Source organism: Streptomyces sp. GB4-14 (genome assembly GCF_022696125.1).
Classification (GTDB): Bacteria; Actinomycetota; Actinomycetes; order Streptomycetales; family Streptomycetaceae; genus Streptomyces; species Streptomyces werraensis.
This window is the reverse complement of record NZ_RZHO01000002.1, coordinates 2,304,530-2,330,377: the sequence shown is the minus strand read 5'-3', so window position 1 is coordinate 2,330,377 and position 25,848 is coordinate 2,304,530. Positions and strand designations below refer to the sequence as shown.

Sequence of the window (25,848 nt, the reverse complement as noted above, 5' to 3'; positions counted from 1 at the left end):
GAACCGGACAGCGCGTGGCGATACTGGACGCATGAAGCTCAGCCGCCCCGTCTCCTGGTTCCTGCTCGCCTTCGGGGTGTGGAGCTGGGTCATCTGGATCACTTTCGTCAAGAACCTGGTCAAGGACAGCAGTGGGCTCGCCTTCGACGACGGGCACCCCACGGCGTACTTCTTCGTTCACCTGACGCTCGCCGTCGTCTCCTTCGTACTGGGGACGGTCGTCGGGGGCATCGGGTTGCGCGGTCTGCGCGCATTGAGCCGGACGTCACGGACCTCGTGACGCCGTAACGGGAAGCAGGGGAAGTCCGCCTCGTGGCCATCGTCTTCGTACTCGTCGCACTGCTGGTCGTCGCCGTCCTGGTGACGGGCAACTGGTACGTGTGGCGCCGACTCTTCCGGGACACCACGGCGGGGCCCGGCCCCGTGCGCCGCATCGGCGCGGCGGTGGTCGTCGGAGGGTGGCTGCTGTTCATCGGCGGCATGGTCGCCTCCCGCACGGAGGCGCCGTTCACCCTGCAGCGCGTGCTGGCCTGGCCGGGGTACCTGTGGCTGGCCCTCACCCTGTACCTGCTGCTGGCCCTGCTGGCCGGTGAGCTGGTCCGCCCCGTGCTGCGCAGGGTGCTGGAGCGGCGGGCGCGGACGTCCGCACCGGCGTCGGCCCGCGCCCCGATACCGGCCGGCCGGGCGGCGGGCGCGGACCCGGAGGCCGAGGGCCCGGCGGAGGAGCCGGAGACCACGGACACCGCCGGAGCCGGCGACGGCCCCTCCCGGCGGCTGTTCGTCTCCCGGGTCGTCGGCGGAGCGGCCGCCGCGGCCGCGGTCGGAACCGTCGGGTACGGGACCTACGGCGTGCTGCGCGGGCCGAAGGTCAAGCGGGTCACCGTGCCGCTGGCCAAGCTGCCGCGCGCCGCACACGGTTACCGGATCGCCGTGGTCAGCGACATCCACCTGGGACCGGTGCTGGGGCGCGGCTTCGCGCAGAAGGTCGTCGACACGGTCAACTCGACCCAGCCCGACCTGATCGCGGTCGTCGGCGACCTGGTCGACGGCAGCGTGCAGGACCTCGGCCCGGCGGCCGCCCCGCTGGCCCAGCTGACGGCACGTCACGGGTCGTTCTTCGTCACCGGCAACCACGAGTACTTCTCCGGCGCCGAGCAGTGGGTCGAGGAGGTCCGCCGGCTCGGCCTGAACCCGCTGGAGAACGCCCGCACGGAGCTGCCCCACTTCGACCTCGCGGGCGTGAACGACGTCGCAGGCGAGGACGAGGGCCAGGGACCGGACTTCGCCCGCGCCCTCGGCGACCGGGATCGCGCGCGGGCGTGCGTGCTGCTGGCCCACCAGCCGGTGCAGATCCACGAGGCCGTCGACCACGGCGTGGACCTCCAGCTCTCGGGCCACACCCACGGCGGCCAGCTCTGGCCGGGCAATCTGATCGCGCGCGGCGCGAACCCGACCGTGGCGGGCCTCGACCGCTACGGCGACACCCAGCTCTACGTCAGCCGAGGCGCCGGCGCCTGGGGCCCGCCCACCCGGGTGGGCGCCCCCTCGGACATCACGGTGATCGAACTGGCCTCCCGCCAGGCGTAGCACCGGCAGACGCGTTCGCCTCCGGCGACGGGCCGGTGGCAGCGCCCCGCGGGGGATGACCCGCGTACTGCCCCGGGACGCTCGGCCTCCGGCCGGCGGGCGGTGTCCGGGGGCCGGCCTCGCGCCGGGCCGGCGGCGGTCCGCGATCGGCCCGCAGGGCCGGTCGGCGGGCTTGGCCCAGGCTCTCCGGGCCGGTAGGGGGCGCCCGCCATCGCTGTTCCCTGGGGCGGTCGGCGATCGGCGTGCTGCCCCGGGACGCTCGGCCTGCGGCCTGCGGCCGGTGGGCGGTGTCCCGGGGCCGGCCTCGCGCTGGCCGACGGCGGGCCGGTTCGGCTCCCTGGGGCGATCGGAAGCGTCCGCCCGCCGCGCTCCCGGGGGCGCCCACTCAGTCCGCCCGCGCGGCCTCCTCCGTGCACGACGGCAGCGTCACCGTGACCGTCAGGCCGTTCCCCGGGGCCGTGTCCACCGTCACCTCGCCGCCGTGCGCGTGGACCACGCCTTGGACGATCGCCATGCCCAGGCCGCTGCCCGCGCCGCCGCCCGCGCGGAAGAAGCGGTCGAAGACCCGGGTCGCGTCCTGTGGGGCGAGGCCCGGACCCTCGTCCGTGACCCACAGCCGCACCTCGCCGTCCGTGCGGGAGACGCCGAGCCGTACCGGCACGTCCGCCGGGGTGTGCGTGCGGACGTTGCCGACCAGGTTGCCCAGGACCTGGCGCAGGCCCGCCTCGTCCGCGTGGACCAGGACCGCGCCGTCCGCGTCCACCCGCACCGGGCGGTCCGGCTGCTGCACCCGCAGGTCCTGCGCCGCGTCCCGCGCCAGCCGGCACACGTCCACGTTCCGCTTCCGCAGCTCCGGGCGCTGGTCCAGGCGCGCCAGCACCAGCAGCTCGTCGACCAGCCGCCCCATCCGGTCGGACTCGGTCGTCATCCGGTCCCAGGCCCGCTTGCGCTCGGTGGGGTCGCGCAGCATGCCCCGCTCGTGGAGCTGGAGGTAGCCGCGGATCGCGGCCAGCGGGGTGCGCAGCTCGTGGGAGGCGTCGGCGACGAACCGCCGCAGCTGCGCCGCGCTGCGCTCCCGGGTGCGGTACGCCGACTCCACCTGCTGGAGCATCGAGTTGAGCGCCAGCCGCAGCTGCTCCACCTCCAGAGAGGTGTCGCAGCTGGAGGGCACGCGCCGGGTCAGGTCGCCCTCGGCGATCGCCGACGACGTCTCCACCATGTCCTCCAGCGGCCGCATGCGCCGCCGCACCCCCATCATGGTGAGGCAGGCCAGCACCAGCAGCAGCAGCGTGCCGATGGCCAGGTCGAACTTGACCGCCTTGACGATGCTGTCGTGCAGCGGCTGGGTCGAGCCGGCGACGAGGACGCCGGTGCCGTCGGCGAGGCGGGTGGCGGTGACCCGGTAGGTGTTGCCGCGCACGCTGACGTCCCGGGGCTCCGGATCCCGGATCAGCGGCTCCGGGTCGCCCACGGCGTCCGCCAGGTCGCGCTGGACCCGGGACGGGGCGAAGCCGAACACGGGCACCGGCTCGCCCGCGCGGTCCACGGCGGCGAAGACCGAGTCGGGGTCGTCGTCGTCCCGGTTCCACTCCGGGTCCACCCGGTCGCGGAGGAAGCGCAGCGCGCTCAGCGAGTCGATCTGCCGCAGCGTCAGCTCAGAGCCGCCGAGGGAGTCGCGGGTGCGGAGCAGCTCCGTGTCGATCTGGTCGAGCAGGTAGTACCGCATGCCGAGCACGCTCACCGCGGTCGCGGCGACGATGCCCAGCGCCAGCAGCACGACGTTCGCCAGCGTGAGCTGCGCCCGCAGCGACCGGACCCGGGGACGGCCGGGGCGCGGCAGCCGTGTCCGGGATGTCACGTCAGCCCGTACCCGACGCCGCGCCGGGTGGTGATGACCGGCGGGCCGAGCGTGTCCAGCTTGCGCCGCAGATAGCTGATGTAGGTCTCCACGACGGTCGACTCCTGCGGGACGTGCTCGTACTGCCAGACATGGCGCAGAAGTTGGTCCTTGGGCACGATCCGGCCGGCGTTGCGCACGAGGAAGCGCAGCAGCGCGTACTCGGTCGGGGTGAGCTCGACGCTGCGGCCCGCGCGGCGCACCGAGTACGTCGTCTCGTCGAGCTCCAGGTCGCCGTGGCGCAGCGGCGCCCGCTGCGGCAGCACGTCGGCGGGGCGGGTGCGGCGCAGCACGGCCGTGATCCGGGCGACCACCTCGTCGATGTTGAACGGCTTGGTGATGTAGTCGTCGCCGAACCCGAGCGCGCCGACGATCTCCGCGGGGGCGTCCCGCGCGGTGAGGAACACGAGTGCCGTCTCGGGCCTGCGCTCGCGCAGTTCGCGGCCGAGGGCGCGGCCGTCGCCGTCCGGCAGCATCACGTCGAGGAGGGCGCAGTCGGGCCGGGTGTGCTCGGTGAGGGCGAGCGCCTCGCGGACCGTGCCCGCGGTCATGACCTCGAAGCGGTGGTAGCGCAGCGCGATCGCGAGGACGTCCGCGATGCTCTCCTCGTCCTCCACGACCAGCACCGTGCCGGGAGCTGTCGTCATGTCCCCCAGTATCGGCGTGACCGTCCGGCGAAGTGCCGGTTGTCGCTTTGGAGTTCCTTGAGAGTCCCGGGCGAGCCGTGTCCTCGGGCGGGTGCCGCCGCCGATTCTGCTGCCAGGACCCGGGGGACCGACCGAGCGACAAGGAGCGGACACGTGGCGGTATTGGCACGCTGGTGCTATCGGCATCGGCTGGTGGTCCTGGTGCTGTGGGTGGGGGCGCTGTTCGGACTGGGCGTGACGGCGAGCAGCGCGGGCACGAACTACGCGGAGGTCTTCTCCCTCCCGGACACGGACTCCAAGCGGGCCTACGACCTGATGCGCAAGGCGTTCCCGGAGCGCGCCGGGGACACGGACACCGTGGTGTGGAAGACCGGCGAGGGCACCGTGCGCGACGCGGCGGTGCGCTCCCGGATGGAGGACGCGCTCGCGGAGATCGGGCGCATGGAGGGTGTCGGCGCGGTCGCCGGGCCCTACGACGGGCGGGGCGCGGCGCAGATCAGCGAGGACGGGCGGATCGCCTACGCGCAGGTGACGTTCGCCGAGCAGGCGGACGCGGTGCCGAAGGCGCTGGTGCAGGACGTCGTCGACACGGCGCGGGCCGCGGCGGGCGACGGGCTCCAGGTGGAGCTGGGCGGCCAGGCGATCGCCCGCGTCCAGGAGCCGCCGACGGGCACGGCCGAACTGGTCGGCATCCTCGCCGCGGCCGTGGTGCTGTTCGTCGCGTTCGGGTCGGTGTTCGCGATGCTGCTGCCGATCGTGGTCGCCGTGTTCGGCGTCGCGGGCGGCATGTTCGGCACGCAGCTGATCAGCCATGCCACCGACGTCCCCGAACTGGCGTCGCTGCTGGCCACGTTGATCGGTCTGGGCGTCGGCATCGACTACGCCCTGTTCATCGTCACCCGGCACCGCAGGGGCATCCTGAGCGGCAAGGACCCGGAGGAGGCCGCGGTCGCCGCGCTCAACACCTCCGGCCGGGCGGTGCTGTTCGCGGGCGGCACGGTGTGCATCGCGCTCGCCGGGATGCTGGTGACCAACCTGCGGTTCCTGGACGGCGTCGTCATCGGCACCTCCCTGACGGTGGTGCTGAGCGTGCTCGCCGCGATCACCCTGCTGCCCGCGCTGCTCGGCGTGCTGGGGCAGCGGGTGCTCAGCCGCCGTCAGCGCCGCCGGCTCGCGGCGGCCCCGGACGCGAAGGGCGAGCCGGTGAGCGGTCTCGCCGCGCGCTGGTCGGCGACCGTGCAGCGCAGGCCGCGCGCGGTGGCCGCCGTGGCGGTGGTGCTGATGGCCGCGCTCGCGGTGCCGCTGCTGTCGCTGCGCCTGGGCACCGTGGACCAGGGCAACGACGACGCCTCGACGACCACCCGCAAGGCGTACGACCTGCTCGCCGAGGGCTTCGGGCCCGGCTTCAACGGCCCGCTCCAGGTGGTCGTGGACGGCGAGGCGCCCAGCGCGCTGATCCGGGCGGTCGAGGACACCGAGGGAGTCGCCCAGGTGGCGGCGGCCCCGGCCGCGAACGGGGTCAGCGTCATCCAGGTCGTGCCGACCACCTCCCCGCAGGACGTGGAGACGGACCGGCTGATCGACACCCTGCGCGAGGACGTCATCCCCGCCGCGGGCGTCGACGCCCATGTCGGCGGCGTCACCGCGGTGTCCAAGGACTTCGCCTCGGTGACCGGGGACCGGCTGCCCCTCTTCGTCGGCACGATCATCGGCCTGGGCTTCCTGCTCCTGCTGCTCGCGTTCCGCTCCCTGGTGGTGCCGCTGACGGCCGCCGTGATGAACCTGCTCGCGGCGGCGGCCTCGTTCGGCGTGCTGGTCATGGTGTTCCAGTGGGGCGTCGGCCTGGACGTGCTGGGGCTCGGCAAGGAGGGCCCGATCGCGTCGTTCCTGCCGATCATCATGCTGTCGCTGCTGTTCGGGCTCTCCATGGACTACCAGGTGTTCCTGGTGAGCCGGATGCACGAGGAGTGGGTGCACACCCGGGACAACGCCCGCGCGGTGCGGGTCGGCCTCGCGGAGACCAGCCGGGTCATCAACTCCGCCGCCCTGATCATGGTCTGCGTCTTCCTCGCCTTCGTGCTCAGCGGCGACTACGGCGCCGCCATGGCCGGCGTGGGACTGGCCGCAGCGGTGGCGCTGGACGCGTTCGTGCTGCGCACCGCGCTGGTCCCGGCGGTGATGCATCTGCTGGGTCGGGCCAACTGGTGGCTCCCGGCCGGGCTGGAGAAGCGGCTGCCGCACCTCGCGGTCGAGCCCAAGGAGGAGGACGATGCCACGCCGATGCCCGCGCCGGAGGAGAAGCCCGTGGACGGGGCCGCCTCGGTGGTGCACGGCTTCGTCCGCACCCCCGAGGGCGAGCCGGTGCGGGACGCGGCCGTCACGCTGCTCACGCCCGGGGGGCGTCAGCTGGACCGGGTGGCGTCCCTCGCCGACGGGGCGTACGTCGTGGCGGTCCCGTCGCCGGGCACCTATCTGCTGGCGGTGTCGGCCTCGCCGCACGGGGCGCGGGCGGCGCACGTGACCGTGGGGGAGGGGCCGCTCGTGCACGACGTGGAGCTGACGCCGGGCGGGGTGGACGTCGTCAACTGACGGCGGCGACGGCGACGTCAGGCGTCGTCGCCGGGGCGGCGCTCCTCCCCGTCGTCCCCGGCGCCCTTGCCCCGCCGGCCGGAGTCCTTCCGGCCGGCGGGGTCGGGCAGCGCCCGGGTCATTCCGGGCAGGAACTCCGTGAACAGTTCGTGCACGTCCCGCACCAGCGGGCGCAGCACCCGGAACCGGGCCAGGGCGACTCCGCGTGCGGTGAGCCGGGCGCCCCGCTCGGCGAGCCGGTAGCTGCGCTCGCGTCCCTCCGTGCGGTCGAAGATCCAGTACAGGCACAGCCCCATCTGGGACAGCCACATCAACTCGGGCAGGACGTCCCGCAGTTCCTCCGGCACCTTGGTCTTCGTCCCGGCCAGCACGGCCCGGTGCACGCTGATCGCCTCCTCGCGCGCGTGCTCCGACTCGGGCGAGAAGGGGCTGAGCGGGCTGTCCGGGTCGGCGGCGTTCTTGAAGAACTGCACCGCGAACTCGTGGTACGGCGTGGCGATGTCCAGCCAGGCCTTCAGCACGCCGGCGAGGCGCGCCTCCAGGTCGGTCTCCCGTGCCAGGACGTCCCGGACCGCCACCTGGTGCTCGGCAGCGATCCGGTCGTAGAACCCCTGGATCAGGTGTTCCTTGCCCTCGAAGTAGTAGTACGCGTTGCCGACAGAGACCCCGGCCTCCTTGGCGATCGCCCGCATGGTGGTCCGGTCGTAGCCGCGCTCCTGGAACAGCCGCATGGCCGTCTCCAGGATCAGGGCGCGGGTCTGCTCGGACTTGCTGAGGTGGGCGCCGGGGTCGGGGCCGTCGTTCTTCGCGGGCACGGGAACAGAGCCTAACGTCCGCCGCGCCCGGGCTACGGGGCGGCGCAGGCGTCGGAGCCGCAGCCCGGCGGGGTGTGGTGCCAGCCGTCGCGCGGGTCGTACGTCCACCCGTCGCCGGACCGGTGGACGCGGCCGCCCCTCGGGGCCGTCGCGCCGCGCCACTTGGCGGCGGCCAGCACCGCGGCCCTGGCGAACGGCATCCCGGAGGGTGTGCTCAGCCGGTGCGCGAGCCGCCGGTGGTCGCGCAGGGCCCACAGGGTGACGATCCAGGCGGCGGCGCCCCGGTACACCTGCCCGCAGTCCCCGACCACGGTGATCTCGGACAGGGTGGACCCGTGGTCGAGGCCGGGGAAACGGGCCTGGGCGGTCGGCGACCCCGCCGGGACGAAGTCCAGGGGGACCAGCTGGGGTCGCTTGGTCAGCCAGTCGCGGACGTAGGTGCAGAGCGGGCAGTCCGCGTCGTACAGCACGGTCAGCCTGTGGACCGGAACGCCGTACCCGCGGCCGATGGGGTGCCTCGCAGTGTCGTGCGCCGGGTGCGGCCCGTCGGGGGCCGGTCGCGCGGTTCCCCGCGCCCCTGGGTGCGTCGACCCGCCGGGGTTCGCGCTCACGCCTGGGCCGCCGGGGCGGTCCAGCCCTGCGGGGGCACCGGCGGGTTCTGTTCCCGCTCCATCACCCCGCGCCGCCGGATGCGGTTCAGCACGTACACGTTGGCCAGGTGCATCGCGCCCAGGACCAGCAGCACCACGCCCAGCTTGGCGGAGAGCGCCTCGAAGATCCCGCGGGTGTCGGTGACGGTGTCGTCGTCGCTGAGGTAGAGGGCGACGAAGCCGAGGTTCACCAGGTAGAAGCCGACCACCAGGAGGTGGTTGACGGCGTCCGCGAGCTTCTCGTTGCCGTGCAGCACGTCGGCGAGGAAGACCCGCCCGTTGCGGCTGAGCGTGCGGGCCACCCAGACGGTCAGACCGATGCTGACGACCAGGTAGATGACGTAGGCGATGACGGTGCGGTCCATGCCCCACCCCTTCTTGAACGCGTTCAAAACGCTGACGGGGGAGACTGTAGCGCCTTCTTTTGAACATGTTCAACTGGATTGTCGCCGGCGGCCCGTGTCGTCCCGGGGCACCAGGCCCGCTCGCCGGCCGGTGCGTACGCACCAGGCGAAGACGGTGACGGGCGACGATGCCCGCGAGGGCCGCCGGACGGAACGGTGGGACGTGCTCACCGACCCCTACGAGAACGGGACGTCCATGTCCGACACCCTGCTCCCGCCGCCGCGTTTACGGCGGCCCGCGATCGCCGCCCTCGGGGTGCTGGCGCTCGCCCTGGGCGCGCTCCAGTCCGTGGTGGAGCCCGCGCTCCCGCTCCTCCAGCGCGAGCTGGGGCTCGGCCCCTCCGAGGGCGCGCTCGTCGCCAACACGCTGCTCGTCACCGGCGCGGTCCTCACCCCCGTCGCGGGAAAGCTCGGCGACCGCTACGGCGGCAAACGCGTCCTGCTCCGGCTGATGGCCGTCGTCGCCGCCGGCGGACTGCTGGCCGGGCTGGCCCCCGGACTGCCGCTGCTGCTGCTCGGCCAGGTCCTCCAGGGCGCCATGGTCGGCGTGCTGCCGCTCTCCTTCATCCTGGTCCGCGTCCATCTGCCGGCCGGACGCACCCAGGCGGCGATCGGCGTGGTCGTCGCCCTGTTCACCGGCGGCGGCATGGTGGGCGTGCTGGGCGCCGGCCTGATCGCGGATCACCTGTCCTGGCACTGGATGTTCGTGCTGCCCACCCTGGTGGTCGTCGTGGCGGCCTTCTTCGTGGCGCGGCTGATGCCGTCCGACGCACCGGTCCGGCAGGGCGAGCGGATCGACTGGCCCGGCGTGGTCCTGCTGAGCGCCACCCTGCTCGTCTTCATGCTCGGTCTCGTCCTGCTGACCGGCGGCGGTCTTCCGCCCCTCGCCGCGGGCGCGTTGCTGGTGCTCGTGGCCGTGCTCGCCACCGCCTGGGTGCGCGTCGAGCGCCGGGCCGTCTCCCCGATGGTCGACCTGCGCATGCTCGCCCGGCCCGCGATGTGGCAGGCGTGCCTGCTCACCCTGCTCGTCACCGTCACCCTCGGCATGGTCACCCTGCTGCTGCCGCAGCTCCTCGCCGTGTCGGGCGACGGTTACGGCTTCGACGCCGACACCACGGACATCGGCCTCTACCTGCTCCCCGGCGCGATCGCCGGGGCCATGAGCGACGCGGTCGGCGGGCTCGCCGCCCGCAGGTTCGGCGCCCGTGCCGTGGTCGTCGTGGCCGTCCTCGCCACCGCCGCCGCCATGTTCGGGCTGGCCGCCCAGCACGACTCCGCCTGGCAGCTCGCCCTCGCCAAGACGCTGACCGCGTTCGCCGCGGGCCTCGCCACCACCGCGCTGCTGGCGGGCACCGCCACCGCCGTCGACCCCGGGGACACCGGCATCGCCACCAGCCTGCTCGTGGTCACCCGGGTGATCGGCATGGTCGTCGGCTCCCAGATCGCGGGCGCCCTGCTCACCGCCGGGACCGTCGCCGGCACCAAGGTGCCCGCCGAGGCGGCCTTCACCACCGGCTTCGCCGTCACCGGCGTCACGGCGGCGCTCGGCCTGCTCCTCGTCCGCGCCACACGCGCCTCCCGCTCCCCGCGCCCCGTCGGGCCCGCCCGGACCCCCGCGAAGGAAGGAACCCGTCCATGACCGCCCCGCGCACCGTCCTGATCTCCGGAGCCAGCGTCTCCGGCCCCGCCCTCGCGTACTGGCTCCACCGTGCCGGATTCGCGGTCACCGTGGTGGAGAAGGCCGGCGCCCTGCGAGGCGGCGGCTACCCCGTCGACATCCGCGGCACGGCGACCGAGGTGATCCGGAGGATGGGCCTGTGGCCGCGGCTGCGCCAGGCACACGTCGGCCCCCGGCGCGCCACCTTCCTCGACGCCGCCGGCCGCACCGTCGCCTCGCTGCGGGCCCACGCCGGCGAGGGTGAGCCCCGCGACCTGGAGGTACGGCGCGGCGACCTCGCCGACGCCCTGTACGGGCTGGTCCGCGACGACGTGGAGTTCCTCTTCGGCGACTCCGTCTCCCGCTTCGACCCGGCCGCGCACGGCGTGGACGTCACCTTCCGCAGCGGGCGTCAGGGCACGTACGACCTGGTGATCGGCGCGGACGGCATGCACTCGGCCACCCGGGCCGCCCTGTTCGGCCCGGAGGACCGCTACCACCGCTATCTCGCCCACTGCTTCGCCCTGTTCACCCTGCCGAACCCCGCGCATCTCCACCGTGAACTGGTGCTGTGGAACACCCCGGGCAAGGCCGCCGCCCTCTACGCCACCGGCGACGGCCCCGAGGTGCACGGCTTCCTCACCTTCCACCGCCCCGAACCCCCGCGCGACGCCCTCCGCGACCCGGACGCCCAGCGGGCACTCGTGGCCGAGGTGTTCGCGGGCGAGGGCTGGGAGATCCCCCGCATGGTGACGGCCGTGCGCGACACCGAGGACCTGTTCTTCGACACGGCCGGACAGATCCGCATGCCCCGCTGGACGCACGGCCGGGCCGCCCTCGTCGGCGACGCCGCGTACGCCCCCTCCTTCCTCACCGGGCAGGGCACCAGCCTCGCGCTGTCCGGCGCCTACGTCCTCGCCCACGCCCTGGCCGCCCACCACGACCACACGGCAGCCTTCGCCGCCTACGAGGACCGTATGCGCCCGTACGTGACGGCCAACCAGGCGCTCGTCGACGAGGGCGGCGCCACGCTCTTCCCCGTCACCGCCCGCGCCCTGGAGCAGCGCGACGCCCGGCTGCGCACCCTCGACGCCCTGCCCTCCGCGCGGCCACGCCCGGCCCACACCGCCCTGACCCTGCCGGACTACGAGGAGCCTCCGGCCCCGTCCTCCGGGGTGACCCGCGCCAGGCCGGTCCGGTAGGCGATGACGACGAGCTGCGCGCGGTCGCGGGCCTCCAGCTTCGTCATCGCGCGCTGCACATGGGCGCGCACGGTGAACGGGCTGAGGACCATCCGCTCGGCGATCTCCTGGTTGGACAGGCCGGTCGCCACCAGCGCCACCATCTCGCGTTCGCGCGGGGTGAGCACGTCCAGCCGGCCGGCGTCCTGCGGAGGGGCGCCGGCCGGCGAGGCGAGGAACCGGGCGACCAGCGAGCGGGTGGCGGCCGGCGACAGCAGCGTCTCGCCCTCGGCGACCGTCCGCACCGCGTCCGCCAGGTCCTCGGCGCCGATGCCCTTCCCCACGAAGCCGGCGGCCCCCGCGCGCAGCGCCCGCGCCACGTTCTCGTCCGTCTCGTACGTGGTGAGGATCAGCACGCGGGTGGCCCGCAGATCCGGGTCCGCGCAGATCTCCGTGGTGGCGGCCAGACCGTCCGCCTCCGGCATCCGGATGTCCATCACCACGACGTCCGGGCGCAGTTCGCGGGTCAGCCGGACCGCCTCCCGGCCGTCGCCGGCCTCGCCCACCACGGTGATGTCGTCGGTGCTCTCCAGCAGCAGCCGGAACGCGCCGCGCAGCAGCGCCTGGTCGTCGGCGAGCAGCACCCTCAGCGTCATGCCGTCCTTCCCCCGTCCGTCGCCCCGGGCGTCCGCCCCGTCCCCTCACCGTCCGCCGCCACGTCCCGTACGGGCGGCAGGGGCAGCCGGGCGGTCACCAGGAAGCCCCCCTCCGGGCGCGAGCCCGCCGTCAGCTCGCCGCCCACCGCGGCGGCTCGCTCCCGCATGCCGATCAGCCCGTACCCCGGCGGCCGGTCCGACAGGGCGGGCGGCCCGCCCGGGGCGCCGCCGTCGTCGGCCACGGTGACGGTCAGCAGTCCGCCGCCCCAGTCGAGCCCCACCCGGGCGCCACGGCCCGCCGCGTGCTTGGTCACGTTGGTCAGAGCCTCCTGCACGATCCGGTACGCCGTGAGGTCCACGCCCGGCGGCAGCGCCCGCGCCCGTCCCTGCTGACGCACCGCCACCTCGAGCCCCGCCCGCCGGAACGACTCCAGCAGGTCCGGCAGCCGCGCCAGCCCGGGCGCCGGACCCTCGCCGGCCGCCGTGTCCGCGTCCCCGGTCTGGCGCAACAGGCCGACCGTGGCCCGCAGTTCGTCCAGGGCGTGCCCGGTGGTCTCGACGAGTTCGCGCAGGCTGACCCGGGTCTGCTCCGGGCGGCTGTCGAAGAAGTGGGCGGCGACCGTGGCCTGCGCGTTGGCCAGGGTGATCTGGTGCGCCACCAGGTCGTGCAGCTCCCGGGCGATGCGCACCCGCTCCTCGGCGACCCGCCGCCGGGCCTCCAGCTCCCTGCTCTCCTCGGCCCGCCGCGCCCGCTCCTCCACGGCCGCCAGATACGCCCGCCGGGTCCGCACCGCGTGCCCGACCAGCCACGCCACGAGCGGCGCCGCCGCCACCGACCCCATCCGGCTCGCGTCCCGCCAGGAGAGGTTCCCGTCCAGCGGCACGGACCCGGCCAGCAGCGCCACGGAGGCCAGGACCGCCGCGCCCGCCGCACGCCGCTCGCCGGGCAGGCCGAGCGCGCAGGCGTAGGCGGCGACCAGGGCGGGCGCGATCACGGGCGGGCTCAGCACCAGACCGAGGGGCTGGGCCGCGACACCGGCCGCGGTGGTGGCCGCCAGCACGGCCAGGGGACGCCGCCGCCGCGCGGGCAGTACGGCGCAGGACACCAGGGCGAGCAGCCAGCCGGCGAGCGGCGGCGCGGTGAGGGTGTCCTCGACCCGCACGGTCCCGCCGAGCAGACAGACCACGAACGCGGCCGCCACGACCGCGCCCTCCCGCCCCCGCCCCGCGGTGTCCGATGCCGGCAGCACGCGGCCCAGCTTAGGGGCCCTGTTCACAGGAGTGCGCATGCTCCCACCCTCCGGTCCCGCCCCCGCCCCGGCATCCTCCTTCGGTGCCGTCCCGTCCGGTGCGTACGCACCAGACCGTCTGCCCCGCCCTGGTGCGTACGCAGCACACACACGCCCGAGGGCCCCGTCTCCGCAGAGGAGACGGGGCCCTCGGGCCTGCGGGCGGGGTACCTCAGTAGCGGCGCGTGATGAGCGCGCGCTTCACCTCGGCGATCGCCTTGGTGACCTCGATACCGCGCGGGCAGGCGTCCGTGCAGTTGAACGTGGTGCGGCAACGCCACACGCCGTCCTTGTCGTTGAGGATCTCCAGGCGCTGCTCCCCGGCCTCGTCACGCGAGTCGAAGATGAAGCGGTGCGCGTTGACGATCGCGGCCGGGCCGAAGTACTGGCCGTCGTTCCAGAACACCGGGCACGAGGTGGTGCACGCGGCGCACAGGATGCACTTGGTCGTGTCGTCGAAGCGCTCGCGGTCCTCGGCGGACTGCAGCCGCTCACGCGTCGGCTCGTTGGTGTCCTTCGTGATCAGGAAGGGCATCACGTCCCGGTACGCCTGGAAGAACGGCTCCATGTCCACGACCAGGTCCTTCAGGACCGTCAGGCCCTTTATGGCCTCGACCGTGATCGGCTTCTCGGGGTTGATGTCCTTGATCAGCGTCTTGCACGCCAGGCGGTTCTTGCCGTTGATCCGCATGGCGTCGGAGCCGCAGATGCCGTGGGCGCAGGAACGGCGGAACGTCAGCGTGCCGTCGAGGTCCCACTTGATCTTGTGCAGCGCGTCGAGGACACGCTCCTTGGGGTCGATCTCCAGCTGGAAGTCTTCCCAGGTCGCCTCGGCGGAGATCTCCGGGTTGAACCGGCGGATCCGCAGGGTGACGGTGATGTAGGGGGAGTCGGCGAAGCCGGGCTCGGGGGAGCCGGCCGCGTCCGCCTTGTCCAGTACGGGGGTAGCCATCAGTACTTACGCTCCATCGGCTGGTAGCGGGTCTGGACGACCGGCTTGTAGTCCAGACGGACGGTCTCGGTGCCGTCGGCGCCGACCTCGCGGTACGCCATCGTGTGGCGCATGAAGTTGACGTCGTCGCGGTTCGGGTAGTCCTCGCGGTAGTGACCGCCGCGGGACTCCTTGCGGGCCAGCGCGGACACGGCCATGACCTCGGCCAGGTCCAGCAGGTTGCCCAGCTCGACGGCCTCCAGCAGGTCGGTGTTGAACCGCTTGCCCTTGTCCTGGATGGCGACGTTCTTGTAGCGCTCGCGCAACTCGGCGATCTTCTCGACCGCCGTCTTGATCGTCTGCTCGGTGCGGAACACCATGACGTTGGCGTCCATGGTCTCCTGCAGCTCGCGGCGCAGCTCGGCCACCCGCTCGTTGCCGGTGGAGGACCGCAGCCGCTCGATCTGGCCGACCACGAAGGCCTCCGGGTCCGCCGGCAGCTCCACGAAGTCCGCGGTCTGCGCGTACTCGGCCGCCGCGATGCCGGCCCGCTTGCCGAACACGTTGATGTCCAGCAGCGAGTTGGTGCCCAGACGGTTGGCGCCGTGCACCGACACGCAGGCCACCTCGCCGGCCGCGTACAGGCCGGGGACGACCGTGGTGTTGTCCGCGAGGACCTCACCCCTGACGTTGGTCGGGATGCCGCCCATCGCGTAGTGCGCGGTGGGCTGGATCGGGATCGGGTCCGTGTAGGGCTCGATGCCGAGGTAGGTCCGCGCGAACTCCGTGATGTCGGGCAGCTTGGCGTCCAGCTGCTCCGGCGGGAGGTGCGTGAGGTCCAGGTAGACGTGGTCGCCCTCGGGACCGCAGCCGCGGCCCTCGCGGATCTCCGTGTAGATGGAGCGGGAGACGACGTCGCGGGAGGCGAGGTCCTTCATGACGGGCGCGTACTTCTCCATGAAGCGCTCGCCGTCCTTGTTGCGCAGGATGCCGCCCTCACCGCGGGCGCCCTCCGTGAGCAGGATGCCCATGCGCCAGATGCCGGTCGGGTGGAACTGGAAGAACTCCATGTCCTCCAGCGGCAGACCCCGGCGGTACACGGCGGCCTGGCCGTCACCGGTCAGGGTGTGCGCGTTGGACGTCACCTTGAAGAACTTGCCGGTGCCGCCGGACGCGTAGATCACGGACTTCGCCTGGAAGATGTGGATCTCGCCGGTCGCCAGCTCGTACGCCACGACGCCGGCCGACTTCTTGACGCCGTCGACCTCGGTGATCAGCTGGTCGAGGACGTAGAACTCGTTGAAGAACTCCACGCCCTCCTTGACGCAGTTCTGGTACAGCGTCTGGAGGATCATGTGGCCGGTGCGGTCCGCGGCGTAGCAGGACCGGCGGACCGGGGCCTCGCCGTGGTTGCGGGAGTGACCGCCGAAGCGGCGCTGGTCGATGGTGCCGTTCGGCGTGCGGTTGAACGGCAGGCCCATCTTCTCCAGGTCGAGGACGGAGTCGATGGCCTCCTTCGCCAGGATCTCGGCGGCGTCCTGGTCGACCAGGTAGTCACCGCCCTTGACCGTGTCGAAGGTGTGCCACTCCCAGTTGTCCTCCTCCACGTTGGCGAGCGCGGCGGCCATGCCGCCCTGCGCGGCGCCCGTGTGGGAGCGGGTGGGGTAGAGCTTGGTCAGCACGGCGGTGCGGCTGCGCTTGGTCGCCTCGATGGCGGCCCTCATACCGGCGCCACCGGCGCCGACGATGACTGTGTCGTACTTGTGGATCTTCACTGATCTCGCCTCACTGCGGGGCTTTGTCGGAGACGGTGGTGCGAGCATCGGCCGGGGGTCCGGGGGTCGTCCCCGGGGAACGCAGCATGATTCTCGCAGCCCCGTGCCTAGCGGATGTTCGGGTCGAAGGTGAAGATCACCAGCGTGCCCAGCAGGATGGTGAACACCGTGGCCGTGTAGAGCAGGCCCTTCAGCCACAGGCGGGTGTTCGGCCGCTCGGCGTAGTCGTTGATGACCGTGCGCAGGCCATTGGCGCCGTGCAGCATCGCCAGCCACAGCATCGCCAGGTCCCACACCTGCCAGAAGGGGCTCGCCCAGCGGCCCGCCACGAAGGCGAAGCCGATCTTGGAGACGCCGCCGTCCAGCACCAGCTGGATCAGCAGGTGGCCGATGACCAGCACGACCAGGACGACACCGGACAGACGCATGAACAGCCACGCGGCCAGTTCGAAGTTGCCGCGGGTGCTCTTCGGGGTCTTCTTGGTCCGCTTGCGCGGGGGCTCGATGACCGGCGCCGGGTTGTCGACGGAGTACGGCGAGGCGCCTTCGACGGGGCCGACGCCCGAGGCGGAGGTTTCAGTCGTGGACATCTGCGTCAGCTCCCGAACAGTTCACGAGCGGCGTGGCCGAGGACGGGGTAGATCGCCCCGAGCATCAGCACGATCCACACGGCGACGACGGTCCAGAGCATCTGCTTCTGGTACCGGGCGCCCTTGATCCAGAAGTCGACGGCGATGACACGCAGGCCGTTGAGCGCGTGGAAGAGGATGGCGGCGACGAGGCCGTACTCCAGCAGCGCGACGATCGGCGTCTTGTACGTGGCCACGACGTCGTCGTAGGCCTCCGGGGACACCCGCACGAGAGCGGTGTCCAGCACGTGAACGAACAGGAAGAAGAAGATGAGGACGCCGGTGACTCGGTGAGCCACCCAGGACCACATTCCTTCCCGGCCGCGGTACAGCGTTCCAGCCGGCACGGAAATTTCCTCCGGGAGCGGGGATTGGGGCCGCGCCGGCTTTCCTTGTCGGTCGGGCCCGGCCGGGTACGGTCCACCGGCCCCCAGCATGGTAGCGACGGTTGCCTGCGGCGCTTACGGGGGGCCTGCCGGTGTGATCAAACTTGCACCCGAAAAGGGGGGCCGGGGTGGGGCCGCGGCTGCCGAGGCGGGGGATTCACGGTCATTTGCCGGGTGCGGCGGTCCTCGGGTCGCTCGCGCGGCTCCCGGCGTCCCTGAGGGTGTGGTTCAGGCGCTCCCTGGCGAGCAGGCGGAGTTGCTCCTTGGTGACCTGGTGTTCGTCCTCCGGATCGTTCGCCAATCGTGACCGGATGTTCTCCAGGACGCGGTCGAGGACCTCGTTCTCGGGGACGCCGTCCAGGCAGAGGACGAAGACATGGCCGAACTTGGCCTCGTAGGCCGCGTGGGCGGCGTTCAGGGCGGTGTGCGCCGCCGAGTAGGTGTCCTCGGGGAGCGAGGGAAGGGGCTCGAAGGCCAATGCCTCGGCGACCTCCTCCGGGGAGAGGTCGTACGTCGCCTCGTCCGCGGCGGCCAGGAGCGACGCCGAGTCGGGGTAGGGGCGGTGGCCGGCCAGCAGGCGGGCCCAGCGGGGGCTGTGCAGGCAGGACAGCAGGGCGCGCTCGGCGTCGGGTCCGGGAGCGTCGTTGAACCGTGCGAGCGGGGGCGGGGTTCCGGGCGCGCCGCGGGACTGTTCGGGTATGGCGACTCGGCCGGGGAGGTCTGGGAGTCGGTGCGCAGGCAGCGTGGGTCCTCGTGGGCGTCGCGTGAGTGTCGTTGGCAGATGCTGTGAGAGTTGTGACGTCACGTTATCGAGTGAGTCCGAGACGTGTCCGATCGGTACCCCCATTTCACCCGGACGGCAGAGTTTGAGAACGGCTTGTGGACGCTTCTCACCCGAACAGGTCGTACGTTGGCAGGGTGAGTCGGCACAGGCAGCACGGTCAGCGCAGGCGGCGTCCCGGTCCGGAGGCGACGGCGAGGCGGCGGAGGGTCACCGCCGTCGCGGTGGCCGTGGGGGCGGTGGTGGTGGCCTCCGGCGTGGGCCTCGGCCTGTGGGCCTCGGGGGACGACGGCGGTCCGGCGGCCGCCCCCTCCTCGCCGTCGCCGACGCCGAGCCCCACCCGCAGCTACCCGCTGTCCGAGGCCCCGCGGACCATACCCGCCGTGCGCGAGCACACCGCCGAGCGCGGCCCCGGCTGGCGGCCCGCATCCGGGCACCGGGTGGTCGTGTCCGACCCGGCGCTCGCCGACGAGGGCCGGCTCACCGCCCAGGAGCTGGGCCTGACGTACGCGGGGGAGAAGGACGACGAGCGGCCCGGCGACGTGCGCCTGGAGCTGAACCGGGACGCGGGCGCGAACCCGGAGTCGTACACCCTGACCGTGCGCGGCGGGCGGGTCACCGTCAGCGGGCCGGGGGAGGCGGGGGTCTTCTACGGCACCCGCACCCTCAAGCAGGAGATACGCGGGGCCGGCGCCGCCCCCGAGGGCGTGGTGCGCGACGAACCCGCCAAGCCGCGGCGCGGCATGATGCTGGACATCGCGCGCAAGCACTACGACGCCGGCTGGATCGAGGACCGCATACGCGAGCTGGGCGACCTGAAGTACAACGAGATCGGTCTGCACTTCTCCGACGACCAGGGCTTCCGCATCGAGTCCGACTCGCACCCGGAGATCGTGTCCGAGGACCACCTCACCAAGGCGCAGGTCCGGAAGATCGTCGAGCTCGCGGAGAGCCGGCACATCACCGTCGTCCCCGAGATCGACTCGCCCGGACACCTCGGCGCCGTCATCGACGCCCACCCCGGCCTCCAGCTGCGCAAGGCGAACGGGGAGGCGGTGCGCGGCGCCATCGACATCGCGGACCCGAGGTCCGCCGAGATCGTCGACGACCTGCTGGACGAGTACGCCGGTCTCTTCCCCGGCGACCGGTGGCACCTCGGCGGCGACGAGTACCAGGCCCTCGTCGTCCCCGACCCCGAGGCGGCCTTCCCCGGTCTCGCCGCCGCGGCCCGCGAGAAGTACGGCTCCGGCGCCACCGTCGAGGACCTCACCACCGGCTGGCTCAACGACCGCGCCGCCACCGTCCGCGCCCACGACCGCGTCCCCCGCGCCTGGAACGACGGCTTCTTCCGCGACGGGTCCGTGCAGGCCGCCGAGGACATCCGGGTCGCCTACTGGACCGGCAAGGAGATCGGGGCGCGCAAGCCCGCCGAGTACCTGGCCGAGGGCCGCGAGGTGATCAACTACAACGACGAGTTCCTCTACTACGTCCTCGGCGAGCCGCTCACCTTCGTCTACCCGACCGGAGAGCGCATCTACGAGCAGTGGACCCCGCGGGTGCTGCGCGGCACCGAGCCCGTGCCCGCGAAGTACGACCGGCAGATCCTCGGCGGATCCTTCGCCGTCTGGGGCGACCTGCCCCGCTCCCAGACCCAGGAACAGGTCGCGGCCGGCATCAGGATGCCGCTGCGGGCCCTCGCCCAGAAGCTGTGGGACGCGCGCGAACCCACGCTGTCCTGGGCCGAGTTCCGCACCCTGGCGGGCCGGCTCGGCTGACGGATTGCCGCGAACGCCTGCGAACCCCCGTACGGCTGTGGTGATGTTCTGGCGAGCCGACGGCTCGGCGCGCCGGGCCGGGAACCGACACGCGGGGGGAACACCGGCACATGGGCTACTGGGGTTATTTCGTCGTGGGCCGCTCGGAGCGGCCGCTGGCGGGACTGGACGCGCTGGCCGGCGCGGGCGGGGAGCTGACCCTGCGCACCGAGGCCCCGGACGGCTGGCAGGTGTGGGAACTGCCGGGCCGCGAGGGCGAGCTGGGCAGCATGAACGAGCTGGCGACGGAGACGGGCGCGCCCGCGCTGTTCGGCTACGTGATGGCCGGCGAGTGCGTGGCCGTGGAGGCCGCTTCGCCCGAGAGCGGGGTGTGGACGGCCTGCCTCGGCCGGGACGCGATGGCCGGGTACCTCGACGGGCGCCAGGAGGGCCTCACCGTCGACGACTACTTCCTGGAGCCCGCGGACGCCGCCGAGCGGGCCGTCTTCTGGGCCGAGGAGGCCGGGCGCGAGGTCGCCGCCCAGGAGGTCCTGGAGGTGCTGACCGCGGACCCCGGACCGATGGCTGAAAACGGTTTCTTCCGGCTGCTCGACCGGTTGCGCGTGGTGCCCGAGTGACACTCCCGGCTTGTCGCACGCAGTAAGGGGAAATGCGGGCTCCGTGAGGGACGAGGCCCGTCAAGGCCTTATCAGGGGGCCTGCGGAACCCGCAGAGGGAGGCGTGGATGAGCCTGGAGGAACTGATCGCACAGGCCGACGAGCGCGGACTGGCCGTCAGCGGGGTGGCTTGTTTGGATCGGTGCGTGCCGCTGCTGGGCGGTGACGACGAGGCGCTGCGGCCGCTGTGGGGCGCCCTCGCCGGGAGTCCCGCCGACGGCGACTGGGGGGAGGTGCTCCAGCAGACGCGCGAGAAGCTGGACGCGGCGGCGGGCGAGGCCGCGGACGGCTGCGCCGGCGAGGCGGCGGAACTGGCGCGCGGCATGCTCGCCGCCGCCCCCCTGGACCGGTCCGGGGCGGCGCTGCGGGAGTGGGCCGACAGGTGCTCGGCCGACGCGCTGCGGATCCACCTGCTGCTGGACGGCGCGGGCGACACCGACGACGCCGACCTGGCGGCCGCGCGCCGTGAGGGCCGTACGGACGGACTGTCGCCGCTGCTCGCCGCGGAACTGCGGCGGCAGACCGCCGTCCTGGAACTCGTCGCCGCCCGCGGAGCGGCCGGGCTGCGCGGCGCGCTGGAGGTGTCCACGGAGGGGCGCCGGGTGCTGCGCGCGGCGGTCTCGCGCCGCAGCCGGCGGGACGGCTGACGGCCTGCCGGGAGCCCGGCTCGCGGACATGCGGCGACGGCCGTGTGCGTGTCCTGGGGCGGTCGTGCACCTGTTGTGGGGAAGCGCCGGACCGGGGTGACGAAACGCTTCGCCGCAGCGCTCTCCAGAGTGTGACGACTGCGACGACTGTGACGACACAGCAGGAGACCAGGCCCTCGGCGGCGACGAAGCCGGCCCGCTGGGCGGCGGACGCGGTGGCGGCGATGCGCGAGGGGGCACGGATGCGCCTCGACTACTCGGCGCGCAGTCTGTGGAGCGTCGACCGGATGATCGAGGACATCCGCCGAGAGTCGGCCCCGTACGCCGCCGTGGAGCTGGTCCTGCGCGGCTTCGGGGCCTACGCGGGCGAGGTGATCGTGCGCCAGACCGGCGGCGAGTGGTGGGCCTCCGGCGGCGACCACTGGGTCCGCACCCCCGACGGCCGCCTCTGGGACCCCATCGACGAGGCCCGCCGCTGCTACACCCAGGACGGCTCGCTCCGGCTCCTGTGCCGGGACGCGACGGCGGGGGCACGGCGGGACTGACCCCTGCCGGGGGCGGCCCTCGGCGGGGGCGGACGCCGACGGGGCTGCGGCCCGGCCGGGCACCACCCCGCGTGGCCAGGCCTTCGCCGGATCGGAGGCGGGTGAGGGCTCGGAGCTGGCGGGGGCGGAGCCTCCGCGGGGACGCCCGGCGGGGCCGGACCCGGTGGGGGTCGCGTCTGTCCGGAAGTGTGCCGTCGGGGGGCCCGTGGGGGCCGTGAGGGGCCTGGGACGGGCGTTGACCTGTGACACTTTGGCCGCCCTGCACGCTGAGGTCGCTGGGGGTGTGACACGACAGACGTGCACATGTCATGCGAGGCGCATCGCGCTCGGTACGGACGAGGACGGTTCTTGGGCCACGGAGGGGAATCCCGCCGCACGCAGGCGTTCGACGGGGAACTGGGCGACGCCGTCGCGCGTGCCCAGCAGGGCGACGAGGCCGCGTTCGCCGTGGCCTACCGGCTCGTGCAGCCCGGACTCCTCGCGTACGTGCGCGGACTGGTCGGCGCCGACGCCGAGGACGTGATGTCCGACGCCTGGCTGGAGATCGCCCGCGACCTCGGTCGGTTCAAGGGCGACGGCGCCGGGTTCCGCGGCTGGACGGCCACCATCGCCCGCCACCGCGCCCTGGACCACCTGCGCCGCCAGCGCGTACGCCCCCGCGCGTCCGCACTGGAGCAGGACGTCCTGGAGCTGCCCGCCCCGCACAGCACGCACGACCAGGCGATGGAGGCCATGTCCACCGAGCAGGCCCTCGCCCTCGTGGGCCGGCTGCCGCGGGACCAGGCCGAGGCGGTGCTGCTGCGGGTCGTCGTGGGCCTCGACGGGCCCGCGGCCGCCCGTGTGCTCGGCAAGCGGCCGGGCGCCGTACGCACGGCAGCGCACCGCGGTCTGCGGCGCCTGGCGCGGCAGCTCGCGGCCGACGGTGTGACGGATGAGGCGCCCAGGACGCTGGGTGAGTCGACGTGACCGTGGGCCGGAACGGTGGTCACGCCGCACGGCACGGCCTCGGCGGCTGAACGGGCCGGGCGGACGGAACGTATCCGTTTGTCCGGGGCCCGAACGGCTCCCCGCTGGTGGGAGGGGGCGCGCCGTCCGTCAGGCCTCGGACACGGGACACAGAGGCAACGGACGGAACCGGACAGGCCGGACATGAGCGAGCAGGGGCGGAACGGACATGGGTGAACGGCAGAGCGGCGGCGGGCAGGCCGGCCGTCGGCGTGTGCACCCAGAGCGCTCCGACTGCCCTGAGGGTGCAGCGGCCGCGTCCGGGCCCGCCGTATCCGTCTCCGCCGAGAGGCCGGCCGGTGACACGGCCCGGCTGGAGGCGTTGCTCGTCGCCGCCCTGGTGCGTGACGGGGTGGACGCCGGGGCCGAGCAGCGGGCCGTCGCCGCGTTCGTGGCCGCCCGGGAGTCGGGGGCGCATGGCGCGCGCACCCGCCACCGGGACGACTGGCGGCCCTCCCGACGGCGGTTCGGCGGGCGGTCGCTCCGGGCGACGCTGGGGGCGCTGGTCGCGGGCTGTGCCCTCAGTGGGGTGGCCTGGGCCGGGATCCAGGCGGCGGAGGCGCCGAGCGGCGGGCGGTCCGAGGACACCGGGCCGGCTCGGACGCCGTCCGCCGCCTCGGCTCCAACGGTTCCGGACGCGTCCCGTGCCGCCGGTGCCGCCGGAACTCCGCGGGTGTCGGCGCCGGCGTCCGCCACGGAGGCGGGACGTGACGGTGCGGCGCGCGGCTCGGGGCCCGCGGAGGCCGCGGGGACCGTCGAGGCGCAGTGCCGGGCCTACGAGCGGGTCGCCGGGCGGGGGCGGGTGCTGGACGCGCCGGTCTGGGAGCGGCTGGTGGCGGCGGCGGGAGGTGCCGGGCGGGTCGAGGCGTACTGCGCGGGGCGCGCCGGGGACGCGCCGCCCACGGCTTCCGTGCCGGCTCCGGAGGGTGTTCCGCCCGTGGCGGGAGACGAAGCGGGCCCAGGCCGCCCCACGGGGAAGGCGGCCGGAGCCGATTCCTCCGGCGAGGACAAGGGCAAGGGCGAGGAAGCTGGGCGGAAGCCCTGAGGTTGACGTGGGTCACCTGTACGGGGGTGTTTCGCAGCCCGGCGATCGCGGGGCGCCGTCGCGCCTGAGGCGCCGTCACCTGTGTCCGCGGGGACGGCCGGGGCCGCCACCCCCCACAGGAGAGGCCCCGGCCGTCGCGCGGTACGGGCCGCGCGCGACCCGTACCTTCTACAGCGCCGGGCATGCGTTTTCTGTCACACGTCCCGTGTCACGGGTTAGTTGCATCTTGTACGGTCATGGACGGGGAGCGGTTTCAGGTCGTAACGTGCCTTTCGCGCCAGGCCGCGGGAGACAAACGACCACATCTCCGCGGCCTCGAGACCGCAACGACCGACTGAGCAACGACGACGGCGAGCAACCCGGTCCGCGAGAGCGGCGCCGGTTCAGGCGCAGAAGGGCGCACGCGTGCTGGGGGACGACGCGGAGCTGACCGCCGCGGTGCGCGCGGCACAGGACGGGGACGAGACCGCGTTCCGGACCGTGTACCGCGCCGTGCACCCGCGGCTGCTGGGGTACGTACGGACACTGGTCGGCGAGCCCGACGCCGAGGACGTCACGTCCGAGGCCTGGTTGCAGATAGCCCGTGACCTGGAGCGGTTCTCCGGCGACGCGGACCGCTTCCGCGGCTGGGCCGCGCGCATCGCCCGCAACCGCGCGCTGGACCACATCCGTATGCGCGGCCGCCGCCCGGCGATAGGCGGCGACGAGACCGAGCTCACCGGACGGCCCGCCGAGTCGGACACGGCCGGCGAGGCGATCGAGGCGCTCGCCACCGACGGCGCCTTCACCCTGATCTCCCGGCTGCCGCAGGACCAGGCCGAGGCCGTCGTCCTGCGCGTGGTCGTGGGCCTCGACGCCAAGACGGCCGCGCAGACCCTGGGCAAGCGCCCCGGCGCCGTACGGACGGCCGCGCACCGCGGGCTGCGCCGGCTCGCCGAACTGCTCGGCGACGATCCGGACGGCCATCCGGAATCCGCCGGTGTGCTCGACGCCCTTCCGCCCCAGAGAGAACCACGCCGTCGTACGGTGACGTCCGCGAGTGTGACGCAGTTGCGAGCGCGGACGCAGAAGGACTTGTGATGGCCGATGAGCGGTACAGGTGGCTGGACGCGGAGGCGGCGGAGCGCCTGCTGAGCGGTGAGACACCCCGGGCTGCCGATCCACCCGCCGGTGACCAGGCCGAACAACTCGCCGGAGTGCTCCGCGCGCTTTCCGCGCCCCCGCCCACGGCCGAGACCGAACTTCCCGGGGAGGCGGCCGCGCTGGCCGCCTTCCGCGCGTCGAGGGACGCACGGACAGGACAGGCCGACTCGGCCCCGCACACCGGTCACGGCACCGGCACCGGGAACGCCGACGTCGGCCTGATCCGTCTCCGCGCCCCGCGCACCGGCCGTACCGGAACGCCCGGCGGAGCCCGCAGGCCGCGTACCGCCCGGCTGGCGCTGGCCGCCGCGCTGGTCGCCGGCATGGTCGGCGGCACCGCCGTGCTCGCCGGGACCGGGCTGCTGCGCACGCCCTTCGACGACTCGCGCTCCGGCCCCGCGGGCGCCGCCACGGCCACGCACCCCCAGCGCCCGCTGATCTCCCCGCCCGCCCAGGGCGCCACCCCGGACGAGGGCGACCGGGGCGACTCCGTCGACGGGGGCCGCGACGGCGCCGAGGGCGGCGAGGACCCCGACCGCACACCCGAGGGCTCGGCGCACGACGGCAAGACCGCCCACGGCGCCCGCTGGAAGCTCGTCGTCTCCGCCTGCCGGTCCTGGCACCAGGGCCGGCCGGTGAACGGCGAACGCCGCCGCGCCCTGCACGAGGCGGCCGGCGGCGCCTCCCGCGTCGCCGCGTACTGCCGCGGCGTCACCGCCGAGGACGGCGCCGAGGACGGCACGGCCGGCAAGGGCGCCGGGGGCGGCACGCACGACGCCGGGACGCGCCTCGACGGCGGCGAGGGCGAGCAGCGGAACACTCTCCCGGGCCAGGACAAGGGCCGCCCCGACACCGACGACGACAGCGGTGAGAACAAGGGCGACAACGGGGACGGCGAGGGCCACGGGAACGGCGGAGGCCGCGGCAACAGCGGCTCCCGCACCGACGACCACCCCTCCAAGGGCCAGGGGAGCGGCAACGGGAACGGCAAGGGCAACGGGAACAGCCAGGGCAAGGGCAACGACGAGGGCAACGGGAACGGCAAGCAGGACTAGGCGGGCGGGCCGGATTCTCCCCTCACCCCGCTGAGCTGCGTAAACGCCCCCGCGTCCGACGTACGTACCGACCGGTGTGACACTTCCGGCCCTCGTGACGCAG

Annotated in this window: 25 protein-coding genes; 13 read left to right on the top strand and 12 right to left on the bottom strand. The window is 73.8% G+C overall.

Translation table 11 applies throughout. The features are described from left to right. The first annotated feature begins 31 nt into the window (after positions 1 to 31). Both ELQ39_RS11655 and ELQ39_RS11650 read left to right on the top strand, forming a co-directional pair. Positions 32 to 280 carry an SCO4848 family membrane protein gene (locus ELQ39_RS11655; RefSeq protein ID WP_048457923.1) on the top strand — a complete coding sequence of 83 codons (249 nt, stop codon included), beginning with the start codon at positions 32 to 34 and terminating at the stop codon, positions 278 to 280. A gap of 32 nt (positions 281 to 312) precedes the next feature. Further along, entirely contained in the window at positions 313 to 1,587 is a 1,275-nt protein-coding gene (locus ELQ39_RS11650; RefSeq protein ID WP_242591848.1) for a metallophosphoesterase, read from the top strand. Positions 1,588 to 1,972: 385 nt separating this feature from the next. Here the strand turns inward: ELQ39_RS11650 and ELQ39_RS11645 are convergent, their stop codons facing one another. Together ELQ39_RS11645 and ELQ39_RS11640 are read right to left on the bottom strand one after the other, a co-directional pair. Further along, entirely contained in the window at positions 1,973 to 3,445 is a 1,473-nt protein-coding gene (locus ELQ39_RS11645) for a sensor histidine kinase (RefSeq protein WP_242591847.1), read from the bottom strand. Next, positions 3,442 to 4,131 carry a response regulator transcription factor gene (locus ELQ39_RS11640; RefSeq protein WP_190004843.1) on the bottom strand — a complete coding sequence of 230 codons (690 nt, stop codon included), beginning with the start codon at positions 4,129 to 4,131 and terminating at the stop codon, positions 3,442 to 3,444. Before ELQ39_RS11640 ends, ELQ39_RS11645 begins: the two co-directional genes overlap by 4 nt. Positions 4,132 to 4,293: 162 nt before the next feature. Between ELQ39_RS11640 and ELQ39_RS11635 the strand changes: the two genes are divergently transcribed. Then, positions 4,294 to 6,720: an MMPL family transporter gene (locus ELQ39_RS11635; protein ID WP_242595588.1), complete on the top strand. Its 2,427-nt coding sequence runs from the start codon at positions 4,294 to 4,296 to the stop codon at positions 6,718 to 6,720. A 17-nt stretch (positions 6,721 to 6,737) separates the two neighbouring features. On the opposite strand, the gene ELQ39_RS11630 is transcribed toward ELQ39_RS11635, so the two are convergent. The 3 genes from ELQ39_RS11630 to ELQ39_RS11620 form a co-directional block, all read right to left on the bottom strand. Then, entirely contained in the window at positions 6,738 to 7,535 is a 798-nt protein-coding gene (locus ELQ39_RS11630; protein WP_242591846.1) for a TetR family transcriptional regulator, read from the bottom strand. Between the two features lie 32 nt (positions 7,536 to 7,567). Next, a complete protein-coding gene (locus ELQ39_RS11625; protein WP_337663002.1) occupies positions 7,568 to 8,005 on the bottom strand; it encodes a thiol-disulfide oxidoreductase DCC family protein in 438 nt (145 codons plus the stop codon). A 137-nt stretch (positions 8,006 to 8,142) separates the two neighbouring features. Further along, the gene (locus ELQ39_RS11620) at positions 8,143 to 8,550 is read right to left on the bottom strand and encodes a hypothetical protein (protein ID WP_242591845.1); all 408 of its coding nucleotides are present in this window, start codon (positions 8,548 to 8,550) and stop codon (positions 8,143 to 8,145) included. A 235-nt stretch (positions 8,551 to 8,785) separates the two neighbouring features. Here ELQ39_RS11620 and ELQ39_RS11615 point away from each other — a divergent pair, with 235 nt between their 5' ends. Beyond that, complete coding sequence (locus ELQ39_RS11615) at positions 8,786 to 10,228, top strand: MFS transporter (protein WP_242595586.1); 1,443 nt, start codon at positions 8,786 to 8,788, stop codon at positions 10,226 to 10,228. Beyond that, on the top strand, positions 10,225 to 11,448 hold the full coding sequence (locus ELQ39_RS11610; RefSeq protein WP_242591844.1) for an FAD-dependent monooxygenase: 1,224 nt from the start codon (positions 10,225 to 10,227) through the stop codon (positions 11,446 to 11,448). The genes ELQ39_RS11615 and ELQ39_RS11610 overlap by 4 nt, the downstream gene beginning before the upstream one ends. On the opposite strand, the gene ELQ39_RS11605 is transcribed toward ELQ39_RS11610, so the two are convergent. From ELQ39_RS11605 to ELQ39_RS11575, 7 genes are all read right to left on the bottom strand, one after another. Further along, the gene (locus tag ELQ39_RS11605) at positions 11,391 to 12,083 is read right to left on the bottom strand and encodes a response regulator (protein ID WP_225626030.1); all 693 of its coding nucleotides are present in this window, start codon (positions 12,081 to 12,083) and stop codon (positions 11,391 to 11,393) included. The genes ELQ39_RS11610 and ELQ39_RS11605 overlap by 58 nt on opposite strands. Then, positions 12,080 to 13,360, bottom strand: a complete 1,281-nt coding sequence (locus tag ELQ39_RS11600) for a sensor histidine kinase (RefSeq protein ID WP_225643161.1) — start codon at positions 13,358 to 13,360, stop codon at positions 12,080 to 12,082. The genes ELQ39_RS11605 and ELQ39_RS11600 overlap by 4 nt, the downstream gene beginning before the upstream one ends. Before the next feature lie 184 nt (positions 13,361 to 13,544). Next, a complete protein-coding gene (locus ELQ39_RS11595) occupies positions 13,545 to 14,324 on the bottom strand; it encodes a succinate dehydrogenase iron-sulfur subunit (RefSeq protein WP_190004836.1) in 780 nt (259 codons plus the stop codon). Further along, positions 14,324 to 16,078, bottom strand: coding sequence for a succinate dehydrogenase flavoprotein subunit (gene sdhA, locus ELQ39_RS11590; RefSeq protein WP_190004835.1), 1,755 nt, complete (start codon positions 16,076 to 16,078; stop codon positions 14,324 to 14,326). The genes ELQ39_RS11595 and sdhA overlap by 1 nt, the downstream gene beginning before the upstream one ends. Positions 16,079 to 16,185: 107 nt before the next feature. Further along, complete coding sequence (locus ELQ39_RS11585) at positions 16,186 to 16,668, bottom strand: succinate dehydrogenase hydrophobic membrane anchor subunit (RefSeq protein ID WP_033272338.1); 483 nt, start codon at positions 16,666 to 16,668, stop codon at positions 16,186 to 16,188. A 5-nt stretch (positions 16,669 to 16,673) separates the two neighbouring features. After that, positions 16,674 to 17,054 (bottom strand): succinate dehydrogenase, cytochrome b556 subunit, encoded by a 381-nt coding sequence (gene sdhC, locus ELQ39_RS11580; protein ID WP_026244279.1) that lies wholly within the window; start codon positions 17,052 to 17,054, stop codon positions 16,674 to 16,676. 202 nt (positions 17,055 to 17,256) lie between these two features. Beyond that, positions 17,257 to 17,898, bottom strand: a complete 642-nt coding sequence (locus ELQ39_RS11575; RefSeq protein ID WP_242591843.1) for a 2-oxo-4-hydroxy-4-carboxy-5-ureidoimidazoline decarboxylase — start codon at positions 17,896 to 17,898, stop codon at positions 17,257 to 17,259. Between the two features lie 200 nt (positions 17,899 to 18,098). Here ELQ39_RS11575 and ELQ39_RS11570 point away from each other — a divergent pair, with 200 nt between their 5' ends. From ELQ39_RS11570 to ELQ39_RS11535, 8 genes are all read left to right on the top strand, one after another. After that, positions 18,099 to 19,649 (top strand): family 20 glycosylhydrolase, encoded by a 1,551-nt coding sequence (locus ELQ39_RS11570; RefSeq protein ID WP_190005009.1) that lies wholly within the window; start codon positions 18,099 to 18,101, stop codon positions 19,647 to 19,649. Between the two features lie 110 nt (positions 19,650 to 19,759). Next, the gene (locus ELQ39_RS11565; RefSeq protein ID WP_190004833.1) at positions 19,760 to 20,266 is read left to right on the top strand and encodes a hypothetical protein; all 507 of its coding nucleotides are present in this window, start codon (positions 19,760 to 19,762) and stop codon (positions 20,264 to 20,266) included. 107 nt (positions 20,267 to 20,373) lie between these two features. Beyond that, entirely contained in the window at positions 20,374 to 20,952 is a 579-nt protein-coding gene (locus ELQ39_RS11560; protein ID WP_242591842.1) for a hypothetical protein, read from the top strand. 149 nt (positions 20,953 to 21,101) lie between these two features. Then, on the top strand, positions 21,102 to 21,497 hold the full coding sequence (locus ELQ39_RS11555; RefSeq protein ID WP_190004831.1) for a hypothetical protein: 396 nt from the start codon (positions 21,102 to 21,104) through the stop codon (positions 21,495 to 21,497). Positions 21,498 to 21,845: 348 nt separating this feature from the next. Next, positions 21,846 to 22,463 carry an RNA polymerase sigma factor gene (locus ELQ39_RS11550; RefSeq protein ID WP_190004830.1) on the top strand — a complete coding sequence of 206 codons (618 nt, stop codon included), beginning with the start codon at positions 21,846 to 21,848 and terminating at the stop codon, positions 22,461 to 22,463. Positions 22,464 to 22,671: 208 nt separating this feature from the next. After that, positions 22,672 to 23,547, top strand: coding sequence for a hypothetical protein (locus ELQ39_RS11545; RefSeq protein ID WP_242591841.1), 876 nt, complete (start codon positions 22,672 to 22,674; stop codon positions 23,545 to 23,547). Between the two features lie 405 nt (positions 23,548 to 23,952). Beyond that, a complete protein-coding gene (locus ELQ39_RS11540; RefSeq protein ID WP_048460809.1) occupies positions 23,953 to 24,627 on the top strand; it encodes an RNA polymerase sigma factor in 675 nt (224 codons plus the stop codon). Then, positions 24,627 to 25,745 (top strand): hypothetical protein, encoded by a 1,119-nt coding sequence (locus ELQ39_RS11535; protein WP_242591840.1) that lies wholly within the window; start codon positions 24,627 to 24,629, stop codon positions 25,743 to 25,745. The genes ELQ39_RS11540 and ELQ39_RS11535 overlap by 1 nt, the downstream gene beginning before the upstream one ends. Positions 25,746 to 25,848: the final 103 nt, after the last annotated feature.

Excerpts from the sequence above, each read along its gene's own strand:
- ELQ39_RS11655 (WP_048457923.1), top strand. The coding sequence starts at position 32 with ATGAAGCTCAGCCGCCCCGTCTCCTGGTTCCTGCTCGCCTTCGGGGTG.
- ELQ39_RS11640 (WP_190004843.1), bottom strand. The coding sequence starts at position 4,131 with ATGACGACAGCTCCCGGCACGGTGCTGGTCGTGGAGGACGAGGAGAGC.
- ELQ39_RS11620 (WP_242591845.1), bottom strand. The coding sequence starts at position 8,550 with ATGGACCGCACCGTCATCGCCTACGTCATCTACCTGGTCGTCAGCATC.
- ELQ39_RS11615 (WP_242595586.1), top strand. The coding sequence starts at position 8,786 with ATGTCCGACACCCTGCTCCCGCCGCCGCGTTTACGGCGGCCCGCGATC.
- ELQ39_RS11610 (WP_242591844.1), top strand. The coding sequence starts at position 10,225 with ATGACCGCCCCGCGCACCGTCCTGATCTCCGGAGCCAGCGTCTCCGGC.
- ELQ39_RS11605 (WP_225626030.1), bottom strand. The coding sequence starts at position 12,083 with ATGACGCTGAGGGTGCTGCTCGCCGACGACCAGGCGCTGCTGCGCGGC.
- ELQ39_RS11595 (WP_190004836.1), bottom strand. The coding sequence starts at position 14,324 with ATGGCTACCCCCGTACTGGACAAGGCGGACGCGGCCGGCTCCCCCGAG.
- ELQ39_RS11585 (WP_033272338.1), bottom strand. The coding sequence starts at position 16,668 with ATGTCCACGACTGAAACCTCCGCCTCGGGCGTCGGCCCCGTCGAAGGC.
- ELQ39_RS11565 (WP_190004833.1), top strand. The coding sequence starts at position 19,760 with ATGGGCTACTGGGGTTATTTCGTCGTGGGCCGCTCGGAGCGGCCGCTG.
- ELQ39_RS11560 (WP_242591842.1), top strand. The coding sequence starts at position 20,374 with ATGAGCCTGGAGGAACTGATCGCACAGGCCGACGAGCGCGGACTGGCC.
- ELQ39_RS11545 (WP_242591841.1), top strand. The coding sequence starts at position 22,672 with ATGGGTGAACGGCAGAGCGGCGGCGGGCAGGCCGGCCGTCGGCGTGTG.
- ELQ39_RS11535 (WP_242591840.1), top strand. The coding sequence starts at position 24,627 with ATGGCCGATGAGCGGTACAGGTGGCTGGACGCGGAGGCGGCGGAGCGC.